The following is an 18019-nucleotide window of genomic DNA, read 5'->3' on the forward strand; positions in this document are numbered from 1 at the left end:
GGAGGGAGATTATGCATCGCGGCAAAGGGATGAAGTTTGTAGGAGATTCTCGGGTACCAGTAGCTCGGAAACCAAATATTCCAAAAGACTATTCTGAATACCCAGGGAAAACAGAAGCATTTTGGCCGAACTTCTTGTTAAAAGAATGGATGGTTGGTGCAGTTTTTTTAATCGGTTATTTATGTTTAACAGTGGCGCATCCGTCGCCGCTTGAGAGAATGGCGGACCCAACAGATGCTGGATATATACCACTTCCAGATTGGTATTTCTTATTCTTGTATCAGTTATTAAAGTATTCGTATGCTTCCGGTTCATTTACTGTAATTGGAGCATTTATTATGCCAGGGATTGCGTTTGGAGCATTACTGTTAGCTCCATTTCTTGATCGAGGTCCAGAAAGACGTCCATTGAAGCGTCCTGTGGCAACTGGATTTATGCTTTTAGCAATTGCATCGATTATCTTTTTAACTTGGGAATCTGTAGCACACCACGACTGGGAAGCTGCAAAAAAACAAGGAGCAATTGTAAAAACAGCGCCAGTTGATAAAAATGATGATGGCTATAAATTAATGCAAAAAAATACTTGTTTAACATGTCATGGTGACAATTTACAAGGCGGGGCAGCAGCACCGGCACTGCAAAACTTAACTTTAAAGCCAGAAGAAATTGCTAAAATTGCGAAAGAGGGAAAAGGTTCAATGCCTAAAGGTGTATTTAAAGGTACGGATGAGGAACTGAAGAAGCTTTCGGAATTCGTTGCAAAGTATAATAAAAAATAATAAAAAAGCTGACTACAAAATTTGTAGTCAGCTTTTCTATTTAGTTGGATGAAGTTTGTTATAATAGAGTAGGATTTAGTGAATGAATTACTTTGCTTGAAAGGTGTTGGACATACGGATTGGTGTACTTGTATGCAATGTTAAGACAACGCTCGGTATTATTATTTTTATTAATTGTTAACTTATTAGGTACAATTTATGGATTTATATGGTACGGAAATCAATTGAAAGAAACGTCACCTATATTTTGGCCGTTTGTACCAGATAGTCCTATGGCGACTCTCTTTTTTGTCTTTGTTTTAATTGCTTTTTTGGCAAAGAGAAACTGGGGATTAATAGAAGCGTTAGCGATTGTAACTTTAATAAAATATGGTATTTGGGCTGTTGTTGTAAACGCGATTATGATTTACGTAAAAGGGCCTATAGGCCTTATGGGCTACATGTTAATGCTTTCGCACTTCGCGATGGCAATACAAGGATTTTTATATGCTCCATTCTATCGTATAAAAAAATGGCATTTTATAGTAGCAGCTGTGTGGACGTTGCATAACGATGCAATTGATTATTTATTTTGGCAAATGCCGCGATATGGAATTATGCATTTGTTTGTAGAGGAAATTGGTTATTTTACGTTTTGGTTAAGTATTGCTGTACTATGTATTACATATTATTGTTGCTTACGTGAGCAAAGAAAACAATTTTCTTTATGATGGTTAGAACATTTAGGGGGAGAACATGGAGAAAAATAAGAGTGGTACAAAAATATTGGATCGATTGATTACTTTAGTTGTTTCATATAGCATAGCATTTTCTATTTTTGCACTCGCAACAATGGCAGTTGTATATGGAAAATGGTTGTATTATTTTGAAATTGATTTTTTAAATATTCCTGATTTAGCGGATATGACGAAGGATGAAATTAAAAGAAATTACGATGTGCTTATTACATATTTATCCCCGTTTTATGACGGAGCATTACATTTGCCCACATTAGATATGTCCACAAATGGCCGTATTCATTTTGTAGATGTTAAAAATATTTTAGTAAAGATTCAATATGTGATGTATGCGACAATTATGATTGCAGTGATAGGCGGAATTTATTTATTAAAAAAGAAAAATGAAAAGTTTTTACTGCACGGATCGATTTTAACAATCATTTTTCCGATAGCGCTTATATTACCAATTGCTATTAATTTTGAAAAGAGTTTTGTATTATTCCATAAACTTTTATTTAGTAATGATTATTGGGTTTTTGATCCTGAAAAGGATCCAATTATATTAATGTTACCAGAAGAGTTCTTTATGCATGCTGCGTGTGCTATTTTATTATTCATTTTAGGTGGGAGTATACTTTGTTACAGCTTATATAGATATCTCGTAAAAAAGAAAAGGATGTCACAGAAAAAATTCTCTGCTTAAAGAGAATTTTTTTCTTTGTAAAACGATAATATATTTTTCGGTCTAGTTCTGTTCTATTCTTGTCCAAATTAACATATTTTGTACTAGTAGTTAAGGGGGGACCGGGATGAAGAGAACATTAATTGGATTGATAGCATTTCTAATTATAATGTTTCCGTTACGTATATATGCTGAAGAGTGGAATGAGCTAACAGGGTTGTTAGACGACTCGTTACAGTTAGTGAAGCGTAATGAAGATGAAAAAGCGGTACAAGTATTACAACATTTCTCGGAGCAGTTTTTAATAAAGGGGAATGAAAAGAAGCAGGAAGTAACACCAGATCAAGTTAGAGTTATTTCTTTAGCTTACGATAAGGCGCAACAATCGCTCTCTGAAGAAGGTTTAGGTAAGCAAGCTAAAATTGATAATGTGCTGGCATTACAACTTGCTGTTGATGCACAAGTATCGAAATATCAACCACTTTGGATGGAAAGAGAAAGGAAAGTAATGGATGCCTTTTCTCAAATGGAAAAAGCGATGGAAAAAGAAGATGCTGGGCAGTTTCAACAAACGTTAAATACGTTTTTAAATGAATTCAATATTATTTATCCAAGCTTAATGATTGCTTTGCCAGAAAACGAGGTCCAGCGTGTAAATGTTCATTTATCTTATTTAGATGAATTTCGTAACGTTATGTTAAAAACGAAAGGCGGCCAAATGCAATTAGGGATTATTAAAGGGGATTTGCAAAAGATATTTCACACAGTAAAAAAAGATGAAATTGCACCCTCTCTCATTTGGTTTATGACAATTACTGGGGGACTTATTTTATTCACATTAACTTATGTTGGATGGAGAAAGTATAAAGGAGAGAGAGAAAAAAGAAAAAGTAATGTACATTCTAAAAATAGATAATGCAATAAATAAAGATATGGATTGTAAGGTTTATTCATTGACAATAGTGGCAGAAGAAAATAGAATGAGAAGTACTATAATTAAAACTTCAATGGAGGTTCATGATGTTTTATTTAATTTACTTCGCGATCATAATGATCATACCGTTGTATGCACAGTCAAGAGTACGTAGTGCCTATAGCAAGTATTCACAAGTTTATTCAACATCAGGTATGACAGGAGCGGAAGTGGCTCGAAAAATTTTAGATGAAAATGGATTATACAACGTAGCTGTAGAAGAAACACCAGGTCATTTATCAGACCATTATGATCCAACCGCTAAGACGGTTCGATTATCAACAGATAACTATTATGGACATTCAGTTGCTGGTACAGCAGTTGCAGCACACGAAGTAGGACACGCAATTCAAGATGCACAAGATTATAACTTTATGCGTATTCGTCATTCGTTAGTTCCTGTGGCTAATTTTGGATCGAATATATCATGGGTATTTATTATGATTGGTATATTTGCGACAATGTCAAAACTATTGTTATTAGGTATCATTTTAATGGCAGCAGGTGTTGTGTTCCAGCTCGTTACATTGCCAGTTGAGTTTGATGCGTCAAAGCGCGCAATGCAACAAATTGAAGCGTTAGGTATTGTATCAACAGATGAATATGGGCAAGCTCGTAAAGTATTAAATGCGGCAGCATTAACATATGTAGCAGCTGCAGCTGTAGCGGTATTTGAATTATTACGTCTCGTATTAATGTATACTGGTATGCAGCGTAGCGACGACTAAAGACTATCAATTTTGATAGTCTTTTTTTGTTGTGTGGATTGAATTATATAATGTATTGCAAATAGAAATAATAGAAGTAATGCGGAAAGGTGGTGGGGGAAATGAAATATCCAGACCATTTAGTAAAACAAGTGCAAAAGCGTAGTGCTCCTTATCAACTAGAAGGTTTTTTAAGTGGACAAGGTCCTGAAAATCCCAAATTTATGTTGTTAGGAGAAGCACCTGGTGAAACAGAAATTCATAATGGGATTCCGTTTAGCGGGAGGGCGGGAAAACAATTAATGGTTTTTTTAGAGCGTATCCACGTTACAAGGGAAGAAGTATATATTACGAGCGCTGTTCGGAGTAGACCTTATAAATGGCGAGAGAAAAAAGAACGAAATGGTGAAATCATACAAAAAAAGTATAATAGAACGCCAAATCAGGGAGAAATAGTTGCCCATGCGCCTTTGTTAGATTATGAATTAGAGAAAATACATCCGAAGCTTATCGTCACGCTTGGAAATATCGGTCTTCAACGTTTAACAGGAAAAAATAAAAAAATCACAGATGTACACGGGCAATTATTAAAACAGCCCATTCAAAAATTAAAGGATATGCAAAGTGCAGAGTTTACATGGTCAGAGAAAGAATATCATGTTTTTCCGACTTTTCATCCAGCTTCCATTTTTTATAATCGGAGTTTATTGGAGCTTATTCATGAGGATTTTGAGAAGCTTAAAAGACTTGTAATAAAAAACTAGAAAAGCTAAGGCGCTTTTCTAGTTATATTTAATTATGTAAAGGGTTTTTATTTTCATCTAACGTAAACCCTTCACCAACTACATCATGTACATCACTTACAGCGACAAAAGCATGAGGATCTACAGAAGTAATGATATTCTTTAATTTCACGATTTCATTTTTAGCAACAACGCAATACAATACATTACGTTCCACTTTTGTATACGATCCAACAGCTTTTAAAAAGGTTGCTCCGCGCTCCATTTCAGATAAAATTTTGGCAGCAATTTCATCGTTTTTCTCTGAGATAATAGTCGCTCCTTTGGCAGCATAAGCTCCTTCTTGCATAAAATCAATGACTTTAGCACCGATAAAAACAGCAACTAGCGTATACATGCCCTCACGGTATGATAAATAGGTAAGAATAGAGACGACGATAACGACAGCATCAAACATAAACATTGTTTTCCCCATACTCCAGCCAACATATTTGTGCGCTAGTCGTGCGATAATATCTACACCGCCAGTAGTCCCGCCATATTTAAATATTATTCCAAGGCCGATACCGATAAATGCCCCGGCGAATAAAGCTGCGAGTGTCATATCATTTTGCAAGTTTAAATGTAAGTTGAGTACTTCGTAACGCTGGAAAATCCATAGAAATAAAGATACGCTAAAGGTGCCAATTAATGTATATAAAAATGTCGTTCTGCCAAGTAACCTCCAGCCAATAAAAAATATAGGGATATTTAAAATTAAGTTTGAGTAGGAAGGATCAAACTTAAATAAAAAATACAATAATAGTGTAATACCAGTAAACCCACCCTCTGCAAGGTGGTTTTCAATATTGATATTGACAATACCGAAAGAAAATATAGCGGAACCAATTAAAATAAAAATAATATTTCGCATCTTCAATTTTGATGTCATATAGAAATCCCCCTAATTATGTAATGATTGCATTGCTCCGCTGAAACGGTAAAACATAATAATAAGTAATTTCTAGTTGCTAGTGAAAATAGTAAGAACCTGATTGATGTGGGCTGATTTTTTGTGAAAAGTGCAAAAGAAAGTTTCACTTTATCCCGCTCTAAAGGCTGATAGGAGATGAAGCAAAGAAGAGGGGCAAACCAGCCGTAGGAACCCGATTGGTGTGGGCTGATCTTTTGCAAAAATCGCAAAAGAAGTTTCACTTTACCCCGTACCAACGGCTGGTAGGAGATAAACCTCTGAAGAAAGGCAAACCAGCCGTAGGAACCCGATTAGTTCAACTAATCTTTTGCAAAAAAATCACAAAAGAAGTTTCACTTTATTATAGTCTATCCAAAAATGGGTCGCAAATAGGTGTTTGGCGGGGAATAATATTTGTCAAATCGCGATGAATTGGCTAACATGAAAGAGGAAGGATTAGAGGTGAATAGTATGGAAGCAAAAACGATGAAAGATATGCAGAAAGAAGTAGATGCATATATTGGTCAGTTTAAAGAAGGTTATTTCAGTCCGCTTGCAATGATGGCTCGTTTAACGGAAGAAATGGGAGAGCTTGCAAGAGAGGTAAATCATTATTATGGTGAGAAACCGAAGAAAACAACTGAAAAAGAAAGAAGTATTGAAGAAGAGCTTGGTGATGTATTATTTGTTATGATTTGTATGGCAAATAGTTTAAATATTGATTTAGAGACAGCACATAACATTGTAATGAATAAATTTAATACACGTGATAAAGATCGCTGGACACGTATTGATGAGGGAGAGAAAGAATAATGAAAGAAATTAAAGTAATTATCGCCGGACCAAGAGGACGTATGGGACATGAAGCAGTCCTTCTTATGGAAAGAACGGAACATTTTAATTTAGTAGCAGCAGTGGATTATAAGCATGGTGGTGAGAAGATTTCTGATTTACCTGGCATGCCAGCATTACATGCGCCGATTTACGCTGATTTACATACTTGTTTAGATGAAGTAGAAGCAGATGTGTTGTTAGATTTAACAACACCAGAAGTGGGGAAACAACACGTTACACTTGCAGTTGAGCGTGGACTTCGTTCGGTTATTGGTACAACTGGATTTACAGAAGAAGAATTGGCACGTTTAACAGAGAATGCAAAAGAAAAAGCAGTAGGAACAATTATTGCTCCAAACTTTGCAATTGGTGCAGTTCTTATGATGAAATTCTCACAAATGGCAGCGAAATATTTCCAAGATGTTGAGGTAATTGAATTACATCATGATCAAAAATTAGACGCACCATCTGGTACAGCTGTAAAAACGGTAGAGTTAATTCGTCAAAATCGTGAATCAAAGCAGCAAGGGCATCCAAATGAAGTAGAGCAACTAGCAGGTGCACGAGGTGCAAATGTAGACGGTATTCACATTCATAGTGTACGTTTGCCAGGGCTTATTGCACACCAAGAAGTAATGTTCGGTGGAGATGGACAAATGTTAACAGTTCGTCATGATTCATTCAATCGTGCATCATTTATGTCAGGTGTAAAACTATCAATTGAGACAGTAATGAACCTTGATCATCTTGTGTACGGTTTAGAAAATATTATCGACTAAAGGGGAGACAACGGATGAAAATTGCCTTAATTGCACATGACAAAAAGAAAAATGATATGGTTTCGTTTGCATACGCGTATAAACCAATTTTTGAACAACATGAATTATTTGCAACAGGAACGACAGGGCTTCGCATTATGGAAGCGACTGGATTAGTTATAACAAGATATCAATCTGGCCCTCTTGGTGGAGATCAAGAAATTGGTGCAATGATTGCAAAGAACGATTTAGATATGGTGATTTTCTTCCGCGATCCATTAACAGCACAGCCGCATGAACCGGATGTGAATGCATTACTTCGTTTATGTGATGTATATGCGATTCCACTTGCAACGAATATGGCAAGTGCTGAAATGTTAATGCACGCATTAGAGCGAGGAGATTTAGATTATCGTAAGTTAAGAAAATGAGGGGAACAATTATGAGTGGATTACATATATTAGCGTTTGGTGCTCATGCCGATGATGTTGAAATCGGCATGGCTGGTACCATCGCTAAATATACAAAGCAAGGGTATGAAGTAGGTATTTGTGATTTAACAGAAGCTGATCTTTCTTCAAATGGAACGATAGAGTTGAGAAAAGAAGAAGCGAAGGTCGCAGCTCGTATAATGGGAGTAAAAACGAGGCTGAATTTAGCGATGCCAGACCGTGGTTTGTATATGAAAGAAGAGTATATACGTGAAATTGTCAAGGTGATCCGTACATATAAACCAAAACTAGTTTTTGCGCCGTACTATGAAGATCGCCATCCAGATCATGCAAATTGTGCAAAGCTTGTGGAAGAGGCTATTTTTTCAGCAGGAATCCGTAAATATATGCCGGAACTTTCACCACATCGTGTGGAGTCTTTTTATAATTATATGATTAATGGTTTTCATAAACCGAATTTTTGTATAGATATAAGTGAGTACCTCTCTATAAAGGTGGAAGCATTAGAAGCGTATGAAAGTCAGTTTTCAACAGGGAGTGATGGTGTTAAGACACCGTTAACAGAAGGTTACGTTGAAACTGTGATTGCTCGTGAGAAGATGTTTGGAAAAGAAGTTGGAGTCTTGTATGCCGAGGGATTTATGAGTAAGAAACCGGTTTTATTACATGCTGATTTATTAGGGGGATGTAAATGAAATTAAAAATAGGTATTACATGTTATCCTTCTGTAGGTGGTTCTGGAGTTGTTGGAACAGAATTAGGAAAGCAATTGGCGGAACGTGGGCATGAAATTCACTTTATTACATCGGGTTTACCATTCCGGTTAAATAAAGTATATCCAAACATTTATTTTCATGAAGTGACGGTAAATCAATACTCTGTATTTCAATATCCACCATACGATTTAGCGTTAGCAAGTAAAATGGCCGAGGTTGCACAAAGAGAAAACTTAGACATTTTACATGTGCATTACGCAATACCACATGCAATTTGTGCATATTTAGCAAAACAAATGATCGGAGAGCGTATTAAAATTGTTACAACCTTACATGGAACAGATATTACTGTGTTAGGTTCCGACCCTTCGTTAAATAATTTAATTCGTTTTGGTATTGAGCAATCGGATGTTGTTACTGCTGTCTCGCATTCATTAATTAACGAAACACATGAGCTTGTAAAACCAAGTAAAGAAATTCAAACGGTATATAACTTTATAGACGAACGTGTATATTTCAAGCGTAATATGTCTCAATTAAAGAAAGAATATGGTATAAGTGAGAGTGAAAAAGTACTTATTCATATTTCGAATTTCCGTAAAGTGAAACGTGTGCAGGATGTTGTTCAGGCATTTGCTAAAATTGTTAAAGAAGTAGATGCGAAGTTGCTTCTTGTTGGAGACGGACCAGAATTCTGTACGATTTTACAGATAGTGAAGAATTTACATATTGAAGATCGCGTTTTATTCCTAGGGAAGCAAGATAATGTTGCAGAACTACTTGCGATGAGTGATTTAATGTTGCTTCTATCAGAGAAGGAAAGTTTTGGTCTTGTTTTATTAGAAGCAATGGCGTGTGGTGTACCTTGTATCGGAACACGGGTTGGAGGTATTCCAGAGGTTATTCAACACGGGGAAACAGGATATTTATGTGAAGTTGGCGATACAACAGGAGTGGCAAATCAAGCTATTCAGCTATTAAAGGACGAGGAACTTCACCGTAATATGGGAGAACGAGCAAGAGAAAGTGTTTATGAGCAATTTCGCTCAGAAAAAATTGTTTCACAATATGAAACGATTTACTATGACGTACTAAGGGATGACAAAAATGGAAAGATTTAAAAAAGCTAGTTCTATTATTGAGACATTAAAGCAACAAGGACATGAGGCTTACTTTGTTGGTGGGAGCGTACGAGATCTTATTATCGATAGGCCGATTGGAGATATTGATATTGCGACATCTGCTCTACCAGAAGAAGTGATGGCTATATTCCCAAGAAATGTTCCTGTTGGTCTTGAGCATGGAACTGTAATTGTTGTAGAAAATGGTGAGCCCTATGAGGTAACTACTTTTCGAACAGAAAGCGAATATGAAGATTTTCGAAGACCTAGTAGTGTTCAATTTGTTCGTTCATTAGAAGAGGATTTAAAACGTCGTGATTTCACGATGAATGCAATTGCTATGACAGAAGAAGGCAAAATGGTCGATTTATTTGCTGGACAGGAAGCCATTCAACAGAGAGAAATTGTGACAGTTGGAAATGCTGCGGATCGTTTTCAAGAAGATGCCCTGCGAATGATGCGTGGTATTCGGTTTGTAAGCACGTTAGGTTTTTCATTAGAAATGAAAACGAAGCAAGCGATTGAAACGTATGGGCATTTGCTAGAACATATAGCAATTGAGCGTATTACAGTAGAGTTTGAGAAACTGTTAACTGGTACATATTGTGTGAAAGGTCTCAAAGAATTAGTAGAGACGAAGCTATTTTCTCATTTGCCATATTTACAAATGTCAGAAGAGAGACTGTTAAAAGCTACGCAGTATAAATGGGATTCTTTCGAAACGGATATTGAGGCGTGGGCATTTTTCTTATATTGTATCGGAGAAGAACATCCATCTGTCTTTTTACGTCAATGGAAGTTTTCGAATAAAAAAATAAAAGATATTGTTGCAGTTTTATTGACAATCCGTACTAGAAAGGAGAAGGATTGGGATACAGTCCTTCTTTATAAAACGGGAATTCATATCGCTGAAATGGCAGAGAGAGTATATGAAGCGATGATTGAACGCTATGACCCTACATCTGTTGAACGAGTACAATCAATGTTTCATGCATTGCCAATCCAGGAGCGTCAAGAAATGAATGTGACTGGTAATGATTTATTAAACTGGGCAAACAAAAAGCCTGGTCCGTGGGTTGCTGAGATGCTTCAGAAAATCGAAGAAGCAATCGTACAAGGAAACGTAGTTAATGAGAAAGAGCGTATAAGGGAGTGGCTACAAGGATGCAATCTACTATAAGAAAGCAGTTATTGCAAGTTTTTTCTGAAGCGGATGGCGAGTTTGTATCCGGCCAAACAATTAGTGATAAACTTGGTTGTTCAAGAACTGCTGTGTGGAAACATATGGAGGATCTGCGGAGTGAGGGATATGAACTTGAAGCTGTGCGTCGATTAGGTTACCGAATTGCAAGTAAGCCAGACAAAGTGACCGCTAATGAAATTCAGTTAGGGCTACAAACGAAGCGGATTGGTAGAACAGTGTATTTTGAAGAAACTGTTGAATCAACGCAGCACATTGCAGCAAAACTTGCTTATGAAGGTGCAGAAGAAGGAACAGTCGTTGTAGCAGAAGAACAAACAGCGGGAAGAGGTCGTTTAAGCAGAAAATGGCATTCACCAAAAGGAACAGGGATTTGGATGAGTATTATTTTACGCCCATCAATCCCAGTTCATCATGCACCGCAACTTACTTTGTTAGCGGCCGTTAGTGTTGCACAGGCAATTGAAAAATGCACGGGTGTAAACGTAGGAATAAAATGGCCAAATGATATTTTAATTCAAGGTAAAAAGGCTGTAGGTATATTAACAGAAATGCAAGCGGATCCTGATAAAATTAATGCTGTCATTATGGGCATCGGTATTAATGCGAATCAAAAGCAAGAACATTTTGATGAAGAAATTCAGCACATTGCTACTTCATTAGCGATTGAATCAGGTAAGCCGATTGTTCGTGCAGAACTTATGCAACAAATCTATTTACAACTAGAAAAATTATATGAAGAGTATTTACAAAATGGTTTCTCTGTCATTAAAATTCTTTGGGAAAGTTACGCTGTGAGCATCGGGAAAGAAATTACCGCTCGAACGATGAGAGAGACAATTACGGGGTTAGCAAAAGGAATCACAGAGGATGGTGTATTACTTCTGGAGGATCATGAGGGGAAAGTACATCATATTCATTCTGCAGATATTGAAATTAAGTAAAAGAAGTTCCTCTTTTGGAACTTCTTTTTATTTCAATAGTTTTGAGTTGAATTTGTAACATGATAATAAATTTTTTTCATATTTAAAGTTCATTTCAAAATATCTTCCGCCTAATTGGCAGGGCATGTTATTTGACGATTACTTTGCCTGCCATTCCTTTAAGAAGATGGTATCGACATATTAATTCATATGTACCAGTATTTTTAGGTTTCACGGTAATATTCTTTTCTTTTCCTGACTCGATTACGACGTCAATGCCGAGTTTTTTCACTGTAAAGGTGTGCTCGTTTTTACCTTTATTTTTCAATAGTAATGTTGTTGATCCTGCAAGCGGAATCGTGATAACATTTGGATTAAAGTAATCATCATTTAGTTCAACCTCCATCACTTTCGTTAAATCGGTGGGGGGTGTTACGACAGTAACTGAGGCAAATACATGGGAGGATCCTAAAGACATCCACCATACAATCATTACAAGCAAACTGCTGAATCGAAATAACCACCTGTTCATAGACATCTGCAATTCTCCTTTGTTAAGTACTTTCCTCAATTAACCTGCATCATTAGTTTAAGAGTTATACTATACAGTTAAATGGATTACAGAAAAAATTAACTTGGACTTTTTTAGCATGCGTTGAAAAAACATGTATCTTTTCAGGATAGAATTCTCCATAAAAACTGTATAGCATATATACTCTCGTGTTAAATTTCATATACCGTAATAAGAATAAAAAATTATTTTTTCAAAAAAATGTAGTAATTCCTTTTTGTAGTTTGCTATAATTAGTTCGAATGTGGGCAGTATCAGAGCGAACTGCACCATGATTCGAAGTCATACGAAAAATAATAACTTGGATTCTGCCTTGATCCAATAACGGACTGGGACAGAGGGATGAATAATGCCGACTAACACACAACCCTTCTGCCCTTTTATGGTCAGAGGGGTTTTTTATATGATTTCGGCCATCTCCTCTCTCCTGCATAAAGGAGGAGTAGTTTTTGAAAACAAAAACAGATTTTTTGAAGATGAAAGAGCAAGGTGAGCCGATTACAATGCTAACGGCGTATGATTATCCATCTGCTAAATTAGCAGAAGAAGCTGAAGTTGATATGATTCTAGTTGGAGATTCTCTTGGAATGGTTGTACTCGGATACGATTCAACAGTACCTGTAACAGTAGAGGATATGATTCATCATACGAAAGCTGTACGCCGTGGAGCGAAAGAGACGTTTATTGTAACTGATATGCCATTTATGTCGTATCACGTATCATTACAAGAAACGATGGTGAATGCACGTCGCATCGTTCAAGAGAGCGGGGCACACGCACTGAAGGTAGAAGGTGCTGGAGAAGTTATATCGACGATTCAATATTTGACGAACGCAGGAATTCCTGTTGTAGCGCATTTAGGTTTAACCCCTCAATCGGTAGGAGTGTTGGGTGGATATAAAGTGCAAGGAAAAGATGCGGAGAGTGCAAAAAAATTAATAGAAGATGCAAAGAAATGTGAAGAAGCTGGTGCAATAGCGCTTGTGTTAGAATGTGTACCAATGCAGTTAGCAGAACTTATTTCAGAGCAACTAACAATACCAACAATTGGGATTGGTGCAGGACAAAAAGTAGATGGACAAGTGCTTGTTTATCATGATCTTATCTCATACGGCGTAAATCGTGTTCCGAAATTTGTGAAGCAATATACGTCTGTTCAAGAGGAGATTGTGCGTGGGATTTCACAATATGTTACTGAAGTAAAGACAAGGCAATTTCCTGAAGAAAAACATTCGTTCACAATGAAAGAGGAAGAATGCTTAGCGTTATACGGAGGAAAACAATAATGAAAATCGTAACTACAGTGCAAGAGATGCAGCAAATTACAAGCGAACTTCGTGCAAGTGGAAAGAGTATTGGTTTTGTTCCAACAATGGGTTATTTACATGAAGGCCATGCTACTTTATTACGTAAGGCAAGAGAAGAAAATAAAATTGTAGTTTTAAGTGTATTTGTAAACCCGCTACAATTCGGCCCAAATGAAGATTTAGATCGATACCCTCGTGATATTGATAGAGATGAAAATGTAGCAAAAGAAAACGGTGTAGATTATTTATTTTATCCGAGTGTAGAAGAAATGTATCCAGCAGAACAAACAACAACAGTAGAAGTTGTGAAGCGCACGGACGTATTATGCGGTCAACAAAGACCTGGTCATTTCGCTGGTGTTGCAACTGTACTGATGAAACTATTTAATATTACGGTGCCAACGCGTGCTTATTTCGGTATGAAAGATGCTCAACAATTTGCAGTAATTGAAGGATTTGTAACTGATTTCAATATTCCAGTTACAATCGTACCAGTTGATATTGTAAGGGAAGAAGATGGTTTAGCGAAAAGTTCTCGTAACGTGTACCTATCACAAGATGAACGTGAAGAAGCTCTTCATTTATACCGCAGCCTATGTATAGCGAAAGAAAGAATTGAGGCAGGTGAACGTAATCCGGAAATCATTACAAATCTTGTGAAAGATTATATTGAGACGCATACGAAAGGCACTGTAGATTATGCGGATTTATATGCATATCCGTCATTAACAATGGTAGAGAAAGTCGAAGGAAGAATCATTTTAGCTATTGCAGTTAAGTTTGAAAATGTAAGATTAATTGACAATATAACATTAACGGTTAAATAAGGGGGAGCATCTATGTTTCGCACAATGATGAGAGCAAAGTTACATCGTGCAACTGTAACGGAGGCAAATTTAAATTATGTAGGTAGTATTACAATTGATGAAGACTTAATGGATGCAGTAAATATTGTAGAAAACGAAAAAGTCCAAATTGTAAATAATAATAATGGTGCTCGCTTAGAGACATACGTTATTAAAGGGGAACGCGGTAGTGGTGTTGTTTGTTTAAACGGTGCTGCGGCAAGACTTGTACAACCAGGGGACAAAGTAATTATTATTTGTTATGGGCTAGTTACGGAAGAAGAGATTCATACACAAGAACCAAAAATTGCAGTACTAGACGATAATAATCAAATTATTGAAATGTTAGGTGCTGAAAAAGCGGGTACGATATTATAAGTAGAAAGGCTATCTCCATTGCGGAGATAGCTTTTTTGTGCATCTTTTCATTAAGATGAGATAAAACGTGGTATAGTAACATTATATAAATTATTGTTGTTTGAAAGGTAAGAAATTGAGGTGTTACATATATGAGTAAGCGTTATGTCGTTGTTGATTTAGAGACGACAGGGAACTCCTGGAAAGATGGGAAGGATAAAATTACCCAAATTGCAGCTGTTGTAGTAGAAGATGGAGAGATATTGGAGATTTTTTCGTCTTTTGTTAATCCAAAGAGAGAGATCCCACCATTTATTACAGAATTAACAGGGATTGATGAAAGTCTTGTAAAACAAGCCCCGTTATTTCAAGATGTAGCCCCGATGATTGTTGAGCTATTACAAGGTGCGGCTTTCGTTGCGCATAATGTTCACTTTGATTGGAATTTTTTAAATGAAGAATTAAGGCAAGCTGGATATACAGAAATACATTGTCCGAAAATCGACACGGTTGAATTGGCTCAAATTCTTTTGCCGACAGCCGATAGTTATAAATTACGTGATTTAGCTAAGAAGCATGAACTAGAGCACGATCAACCACATCGTGCGGATAGTGATGCTCTTGCAACAGCGGAATTATTTTTACAATTTTTAAATGAAATTGAAAAGTTACCACTTGTCACGTTGCAATCGCTTTATGAATTAAGTGATGTGTTCCAAAGCGATATAGCTGATGTGCTTTCTGAAAATATTTTAAAGAAAGTAATGCACGGTAAAGAAGATATAGCGGAGTATGAAATACATCGAAATATTGCGCTGAAAAAGCGGAACTATTCCTTAAACCTTGGAGAAACGTGTTCATCAAAGTTTGATGCTTTCTTGAATAAAACGATGGATAAATTGGAATCACATATGCCAAAGTTTGAAAGAAGAGAAAGTCAACAACTGATGATGAAAGAGATATATACGGCGTTAAGAGATTCTCGTTTTTCACTAATTGAAGCCGGTACAGGAACAGGAAAGACTCTCGCTTATTTGCTTCCTAGTCTTTATTTTGCAAAGAGAAAAGAAGAACCTGTCATTATAAGTACACAAACGGTACAACTCCAACAACAAATATTAGAAAAAGAAATTCCGTTATTACAAAAAATAATGCCATTTTCATTTGAGGTAGCTCTTCTAAAAGGAAGAAAGCATTATTTATGCTTACATAAATTTGAGTATGCTTTGCAAGAGGAAGAAAAAAATTATGATATGGCACTTACAAAGGCGAAGATTTTAGTTTGGCTATTGCAAACTGAAACAGGTGATCGAGACGAATTAAATATTCCTGAGGGCGGAAAGTTACTTTGGAATCGTATTTGTAGCGATGCGTATAGTCCAGGCGGTATGCAAAGTAATTGGTTTAGTCGTTGTTTTTACCAGCGAGCGAAGAATAAAGCTTTATTTGCAGATATCGTTATTACAAATCATGCGTTATTATTTCAAGATTTTTCAAGTGAAGAACCGTTGTTTGCTTCATGCGAACATATTATTTTTGATGAAGCTCACCATATTGAAGAAGCCGCGAGTAGAACATTGGGTGAACAGTTCTCTTGTATGTATTTTCAATTGGTTATATCTCGTCTTGGGACACTAGAAACAGAAGATGTACTCTCCAAAGTATATAAAATGATGAAAAAATCAGAGCAAGCATCTCGTTCAACTTTCCGTATGATAAGTTATAGTTTGAAGGAACTTAAGTTTGATGCGGATGAACTCTTCCAAATGTTACGTACTTTTATATTTAAACAAACAAAGCAAGAGCAAGGAACGAATAATATGCCGCTCATCTATAGGTATAACGCAGAACTAGAAAAAGGTAAGTTGTGGGATAGTATCGTCGAATTAACAAATCGTTTTATATATGAATTAAGAAGGGTAGTAACTGCTCTTGAGAAGCAAGTGGATATATTGCAAAGTAAGTTAGAATGGGAGATGCATGTTGTAACAGGTGAATTTATGCATTTAATTGAGTTGCTGAGAAAGATGGCAGAATCATTACAGTTACTCGTATTAGAAAAGAATTCGTATGTAACTTGGATGGAGACTGAAACGAAAGGGACGATTCATTCAACAGTTCTATATGCACAGCCTGTTCATATTGGTGAAAGATTTGCTGATGAATTTTTAACAGAAAAAAAGAGTGTTATTTTTACATCCGCAACACTAACAGTTAACGATACGTTTGATTATATAAAAGAGGAACTTGGTTTACATGATTTCGCTCCAAATACTTTAAAGGTTCCGTCGCCATTTCGTTATGATGAACAGATGAAATTAATGGTGTCAACGGATGTACCTTTTATTAAGCAAGTAAGTAATGAGCGATATATTGAATCTATATCGGAACATATTGCAAAGATAGCGAAAGCCACAAAAGGCAGAATGCTCGTTTTATTCACTTCGTATGAAATGTTAAAAGAAGCGTATGCGAATTTAAAAAATAATGATGAATTAGAGGGTTATTTATTACTCACCCAAAGTGTGAATAATAGAAGTCGAAGCCGCTTAATTCGAAAGTTTCAAGAGTTCGACAAATCAATTTTATTAGGGACGAGCAGTTTCTGGGAAGGAATAGATATTCCTGGAGATGCCTTAAGTTGTCTTGTTATAGTCCGTCTACCATTTACACCTCCTCATCAGCCGATGATGGAAGCGAAAGGTGAGTGGCTAAAAAATCAAGGTGAAGATGTATTCGCTAAATTAGCGCTCCCACAAGCAATATTACGTTTCAAACAAGGATTCGGCCGCTTAATTCGAACGAATACAGATACAGGAACGGTAGTAGTGTTAGATCGTCGTTTGACGAGTTCTTCCTATGGAAAACGATTTCTACAATCGATTCCTAACGTACCTCTTTATGAAGGACCATTAGAAGAATTGTTAGTACAATTAGAAGAACCATCAAATGAATAAAAATGGAAGAAAAATACGCCTGAAGTACTTATAAACTTCAGGCGTAAAAAATGTGGGTAGGAGGAATTTTATTTTTCTTACTTCTTGTATACAAAATGTGTTGGTTTTCGACTTGAAACCTTTTTTTGCTGTACATGTCCTGCTATAATAGATGGGTGATGAAGCAGGGGTTGTAAAGAATGTACTCTTATTGTAACCGCATTGCGTTCTTCTATAATTAGAAATTTTTGTGTAACGGAGGAGTTTTTTCATGGATAAGAAAATCGAAGTACTATCAACGACGCGTATTAAATATTCGTCGGATTTGTATAAAATTGTTGATAGTTTAAATCGTACGTTAAAAGAGCAGGACCTCATGTTCGGACTAGCATTAGACGAAAAAGATAAAGAAACAGCTGTATTTACGATTTACAGAACGTAGT

Annotated in this window: 20 protein-coding genes; 18 read left to right on the top strand and 2 right to left on the bottom strand. The window is 36.3% G+C overall.

Annotation, left to right across the window (positions count from 1 at the left end; genetic code table 11):
- Window positions 1-11: 11 nt before the first annotated feature.
- The 6 genes from qcrC (at window position 12) to ACTFP3_RS04090 (ending at window position 4624) form a co-directional block, all read left to right on the top strand.
- Window positions 12-779 (top strand): menaquinol-cytochrome c reductase cytochrome b/c subunit, encoded by a 768-nt coding sequence (gene qcrC / locus ACTFP3_RS04065; RefSeq protein ID WP_000554603.1) that lies wholly within the window; start codon window positions 12-14, stop codon window positions 777-779.
- A 119-nt stretch (window positions 780-898) separates the two neighbouring features.
- Window positions 899-1489, top strand: a complete 591-nt coding sequence (locus ACTFP3_RS04070; protein WP_025709269.1) for a DUF1405 domain-containing protein — start codon at window positions 899-901, stop codon at window positions 1487-1489.
- Between the two features lie 25 nt (window positions 1490-1514).
- Complete coding sequence (gene lit, locus ACTFP3_RS04075) at window positions 1515-2201, top strand: lipoprotein intramolecular transacylase Lit (RefSeq protein WP_440009356.1); 687 nt, start codon at window positions 1515-1517, stop codon at window positions 2199-2201.
- A 106-nt stretch (window positions 2202-2307) separates the two neighbouring features.
- The gene (gene ypjB / locus ACTFP3_RS04080; protein WP_000831584.1) at window positions 2308-3096 is read left to right on the top strand and encodes a sporulation protein YpjB; all 789 of its coding nucleotides are present in this window, start codon (window positions 2308-2310) and stop codon (window positions 3094-3096) included.
- A gap of 101 nt (window positions 3097-3197) precedes the next feature.
- Window positions 3198-3881 carry a zinc metallopeptidase gene (locus ACTFP3_RS04085; RefSeq protein ID WP_011109966.1) on the top strand — a complete coding sequence of 228 codons (684 nt, stop codon included), beginning with the start codon at window positions 3198-3200 and terminating at the stop codon, window positions 3879-3881.
- 101 nt (window positions 3882-3982) lie between these two features.
- Window positions 3983-4624, top strand: coding sequence for a uracil-DNA glycosylase (locus tag ACTFP3_RS04090; protein WP_000876878.1), 642 nt, complete (start codon window positions 3983-3985; stop codon window positions 4622-4624).
- 28 nt (window positions 4625-4652) lie between these two features.
- Here the strand turns inward: ACTFP3_RS04090 and ACTFP3_RS04095 are convergent, their stop codons facing one another.
- Window positions 4653-5534, bottom strand: a complete 882-nt coding sequence (locus tag ACTFP3_RS04095) for a YitT family protein (protein WP_000202121.1) — start codon at window positions 5532-5534, stop codon at window positions 4653-4655.
- A gap of 492 nt (window positions 5535-6026) precedes the next feature.
- On the opposite strand from ACTFP3_RS04095, the gene ACTFP3_RS04100 reads away from it, so the two are divergent.
- The 7 genes from ACTFP3_RS04100 to ACTFP3_RS04130 are packed head-to-tail and all read left to right on the top strand — an operon-like array spanning window position 6027 to window position 11581.
- A complete protein-coding gene (locus tag ACTFP3_RS04100; protein WP_002108639.1) occupies window positions 6027-6368 on the top strand; it encodes a nucleotide pyrophosphohydrolase in 342 nt (113 codons plus the stop codon).
- Window positions 6368-7168 (top strand): dihydrodipicolinate reductase, encoded by an 801-nt coding sequence (gene dapB / locus ACTFP3_RS04105; RefSeq protein ID WP_000658810.1) that lies wholly within the window; start codon window positions 6368-6370, stop codon window positions 7166-7168. Before ACTFP3_RS04100 ends, dapB begins: the two co-directional genes overlap by 1 nt.
- Window positions 7169-7182: 14 nt before the next feature.
- Complete coding sequence (mgsA, locus tag ACTFP3_RS04110; RefSeq protein WP_000684761.1) at window positions 7183-7578, top strand: methylglyoxal synthase; 396 nt, start codon at window positions 7183-7185, stop codon at window positions 7576-7578.
- 11 nt (window positions 7579-7589) lie between these two features.
- Window positions 7590-8294, top strand: a complete 705-nt coding sequence (gene bshB1 / locus ACTFP3_RS04115; protein WP_000015673.1) for a bacillithiol biosynthesis deacetylase BshB1 — start codon at window positions 7590-7592, stop codon at window positions 8292-8294.
- Window positions 8291-9436: an N-acetyl-alpha-D-glucosaminyl L-malate synthase BshA gene (gene bshA / locus ACTFP3_RS04120; protein ID WP_000768305.1), complete on the top strand. Its 1146-nt coding sequence runs from the start codon at window positions 8291-8293 to the stop codon at window positions 9434-9436. The genes bshB1 and bshA overlap by 4 nt, the downstream gene beginning before the upstream one ends.
- Window positions 9423-10616: a CCA tRNA nucleotidyltransferase gene (locus ACTFP3_RS04125; protein WP_000439321.1), complete on the top strand. Its 1194-nt coding sequence runs from the start codon at window positions 9423-9425 to the stop codon at window positions 10614-10616. Before bshA ends, ACTFP3_RS04125 begins: the two co-directional genes overlap by 14 nt.
- Window positions 10601-11581, top strand: coding sequence for a biotin--[acetyl-CoA-carboxylase] ligase (locus tag ACTFP3_RS04130; RefSeq protein WP_001192063.1), 981 nt, complete (start codon window positions 10601-10603; stop codon window positions 11579-11581). The genes ACTFP3_RS04125 and ACTFP3_RS04130 overlap by 16 nt, the downstream gene beginning before the upstream one ends.
- A gap of 127 nt (window positions 11582-11708) precedes the next feature.
- Here ACTFP3_RS04130 and ACTFP3_RS04135 read toward each other — a convergent pair whose 3' ends face one another.
- A complete protein-coding gene (locus tag ACTFP3_RS04135) occupies window positions 11709-12098 on the bottom strand; it encodes a cupredoxin domain-containing protein (protein ID WP_440009359.1) in 390 nt (129 codons plus the stop codon).
- 482 nt (window positions 12099-12580) lie between these two features.
- On the opposite strand from ACTFP3_RS04135, the gene panB reads away from it, so the two are divergent.
- The 5 genes from panB (at window position 12581) to ACTFP3_RS04160 (ending at window position 18018) form a co-directional block, all read left to right on the top strand.
- Complete coding sequence (gene panB, locus ACTFP3_RS04140; RefSeq protein ID WP_000851108.1) at window positions 12581-13417, top strand: 3-methyl-2-oxobutanoate hydroxymethyltransferase; 837 nt, start codon at window positions 12581-12583, stop codon at window positions 13415-13417.
- The gene (panC, locus tag ACTFP3_RS04145; protein ID WP_440009361.1) at window positions 13417-14265 is read left to right on the top strand and encodes a pantoate--beta-alanine ligase; all 849 of its coding nucleotides are present in this window, start codon (window positions 13417-13419) and stop codon (window positions 14263-14265) included. Before panB ends, panC begins: the two co-directional genes overlap by 1 nt.
- Before the next feature lie 12 nt (window positions 14266-14277).
- Complete coding sequence (gene panD, locus ACTFP3_RS04150; protein ID WP_000490184.1) at window positions 14278-14661, top strand: aspartate 1-decarboxylase; 384 nt, start codon at window positions 14278-14280, stop codon at window positions 14659-14661.
- Window positions 14662-14792: 131 nt separating this feature from the next.
- Window positions 14793-17597 carry an ATP-dependent DNA helicase DinG gene (gene dinG, locus ACTFP3_RS04155; protein ID WP_000044960.1) on the top strand — a complete coding sequence of 935 codons (2805 nt, stop codon included), beginning with the start codon at window positions 14793-14795 and terminating at the stop codon, window positions 17595-17597.
- 250 nt (window positions 17598-17847) lie between these two features.
- Window positions 17848-18018 carry a YpmA family protein gene (locus tag ACTFP3_RS04160; RefSeq protein WP_000358352.1) on the top strand — a complete coding sequence of 57 codons (171 nt, stop codon included), beginning with the start codon at window positions 17848-17850 and terminating at the stop codon, window positions 18016-18018.
- Window position 18019 lies beyond the last annotated feature (1 nt).

The organism is Bacillus cereus group sp. MYBK5-2, from assembly GCF_051915685.1.
Classification (GTDB): domain Bacteria; phylum Bacillota; class Bacilli; order Bacillales; family Bacillaceae_G; genus Bacillus_A; species Bacillus_A cereus.

What these genes read in the sequence shown, in the direction of transcription:
- qcrC (WP_000554603.1), top strand. Translation starts at nt 12, where the DNA reads ATGCATCGCGGCAAAGGGATGAAGTTTGTAGGAGATTCTCGGGTACCA.
- lit (WP_440009356.1), top strand. Translation starts at nt 1,515, where the DNA reads ATGGAGAAAAATAAGAGTGGTACAAAAATATTGGATCGATTGATTACT.
- ypjB (WP_000831584.1), top strand. Translation starts at nt 2,308, where the DNA reads ATGAAGAGAACATTAATTGGATTGATAGCATTTCTAATTATAATGTTT.
- ACTFP3_RS04085 (WP_011109966.1), top strand. Translation starts at nt 3,198, where the DNA reads ATGATGTTTTATTTAATTTACTTCGCGATCATAATGATCATACCGTTG.
- ACTFP3_RS04090 (WP_000876878.1), top strand. Translation starts at nt 3,983, where the DNA reads ATGAAATATCCAGACCATTTAGTAAAACAAGTGCAAAAGCGTAGTGCT.
- ACTFP3_RS04095 (WP_000202121.1), bottom strand. Translation starts at nt 5,534, where the DNA reads ATGACATCAAAATTGAAGATGCGAAATATTATTTTTATTTTAATTGGT.
- ACTFP3_RS04100 (WP_002108639.1), top strand. Translation starts at nt 6,027, where the DNA reads ATGGAAGCAAAAACGATGAAAGATATGCAGAAAGAAGTAGATGCATAT.
- dapB (WP_000658810.1), top strand. Translation starts at nt 6,368, where the DNA reads ATGAAAGAAATTAAAGTAATTATCGCCGGACCAAGAGGACGTATGGGA.
- mgsA (WP_000684761.1), top strand. Translation starts at nt 7,183, where the DNA reads ATGAAAATTGCCTTAATTGCACATGACAAAAAGAAAAATGATATGGTT.
- bshB1 (WP_000015673.1), top strand. Translation starts at nt 7,590, where the DNA reads ATGAGTGGATTACATATATTAGCGTTTGGTGCTCATGCCGATGATGTT.
- bshA (WP_000768305.1), top strand. Translation starts at nt 8,291, where the DNA reads ATGAAATTAAAAATAGGTATTACATGTTATCCTTCTGTAGGTGGTTCT.
- ACTFP3_RS04125 (WP_000439321.1), top strand. Translation starts at nt 9,423, where the DNA reads ATGGAAAGATTTAAAAAAGCTAGTTCTATTATTGAGACATTAAAGCAA.
- ACTFP3_RS04130 (WP_001192063.1), top strand. Translation starts at nt 10,601, where the DNA reads ATGCAATCTACTATAAGAAAGCAGTTATTGCAAGTTTTTTCTGAAGCG.
- ACTFP3_RS04135 (WP_440009359.1), bottom strand. Translation starts at nt 12,098, where the DNA reads ATGTCTATGAACAGGTGGTTATTTCGATTCAGCAGTTTGCTTGTAATG.
- panC (WP_440009361.1), top strand. Translation starts at nt 13,417, where the DNA reads ATGAAAATCGTAACTACAGTGCAAGAGATGCAGCAAATTACAAGCGAA.
- panD (WP_000490184.1), top strand. Translation starts at nt 14,278, where the DNA reads ATGTTTCGCACAATGATGAGAGCAAAGTTACATCGTGCAACTGTAACG.
- dinG (WP_000044960.1), top strand. Translation starts at nt 14,793, where the DNA reads ATGAGTAAGCGTTATGTCGTTGTTGATTTAGAGACGACAGGGAACTCC.
- ACTFP3_RS04160 (WP_000358352.1), top strand. Translation starts at nt 17,848, where the DNA reads ATGGATAAGAAAATCGAAGTACTATCAACGACGCGTATTAAATATTCG.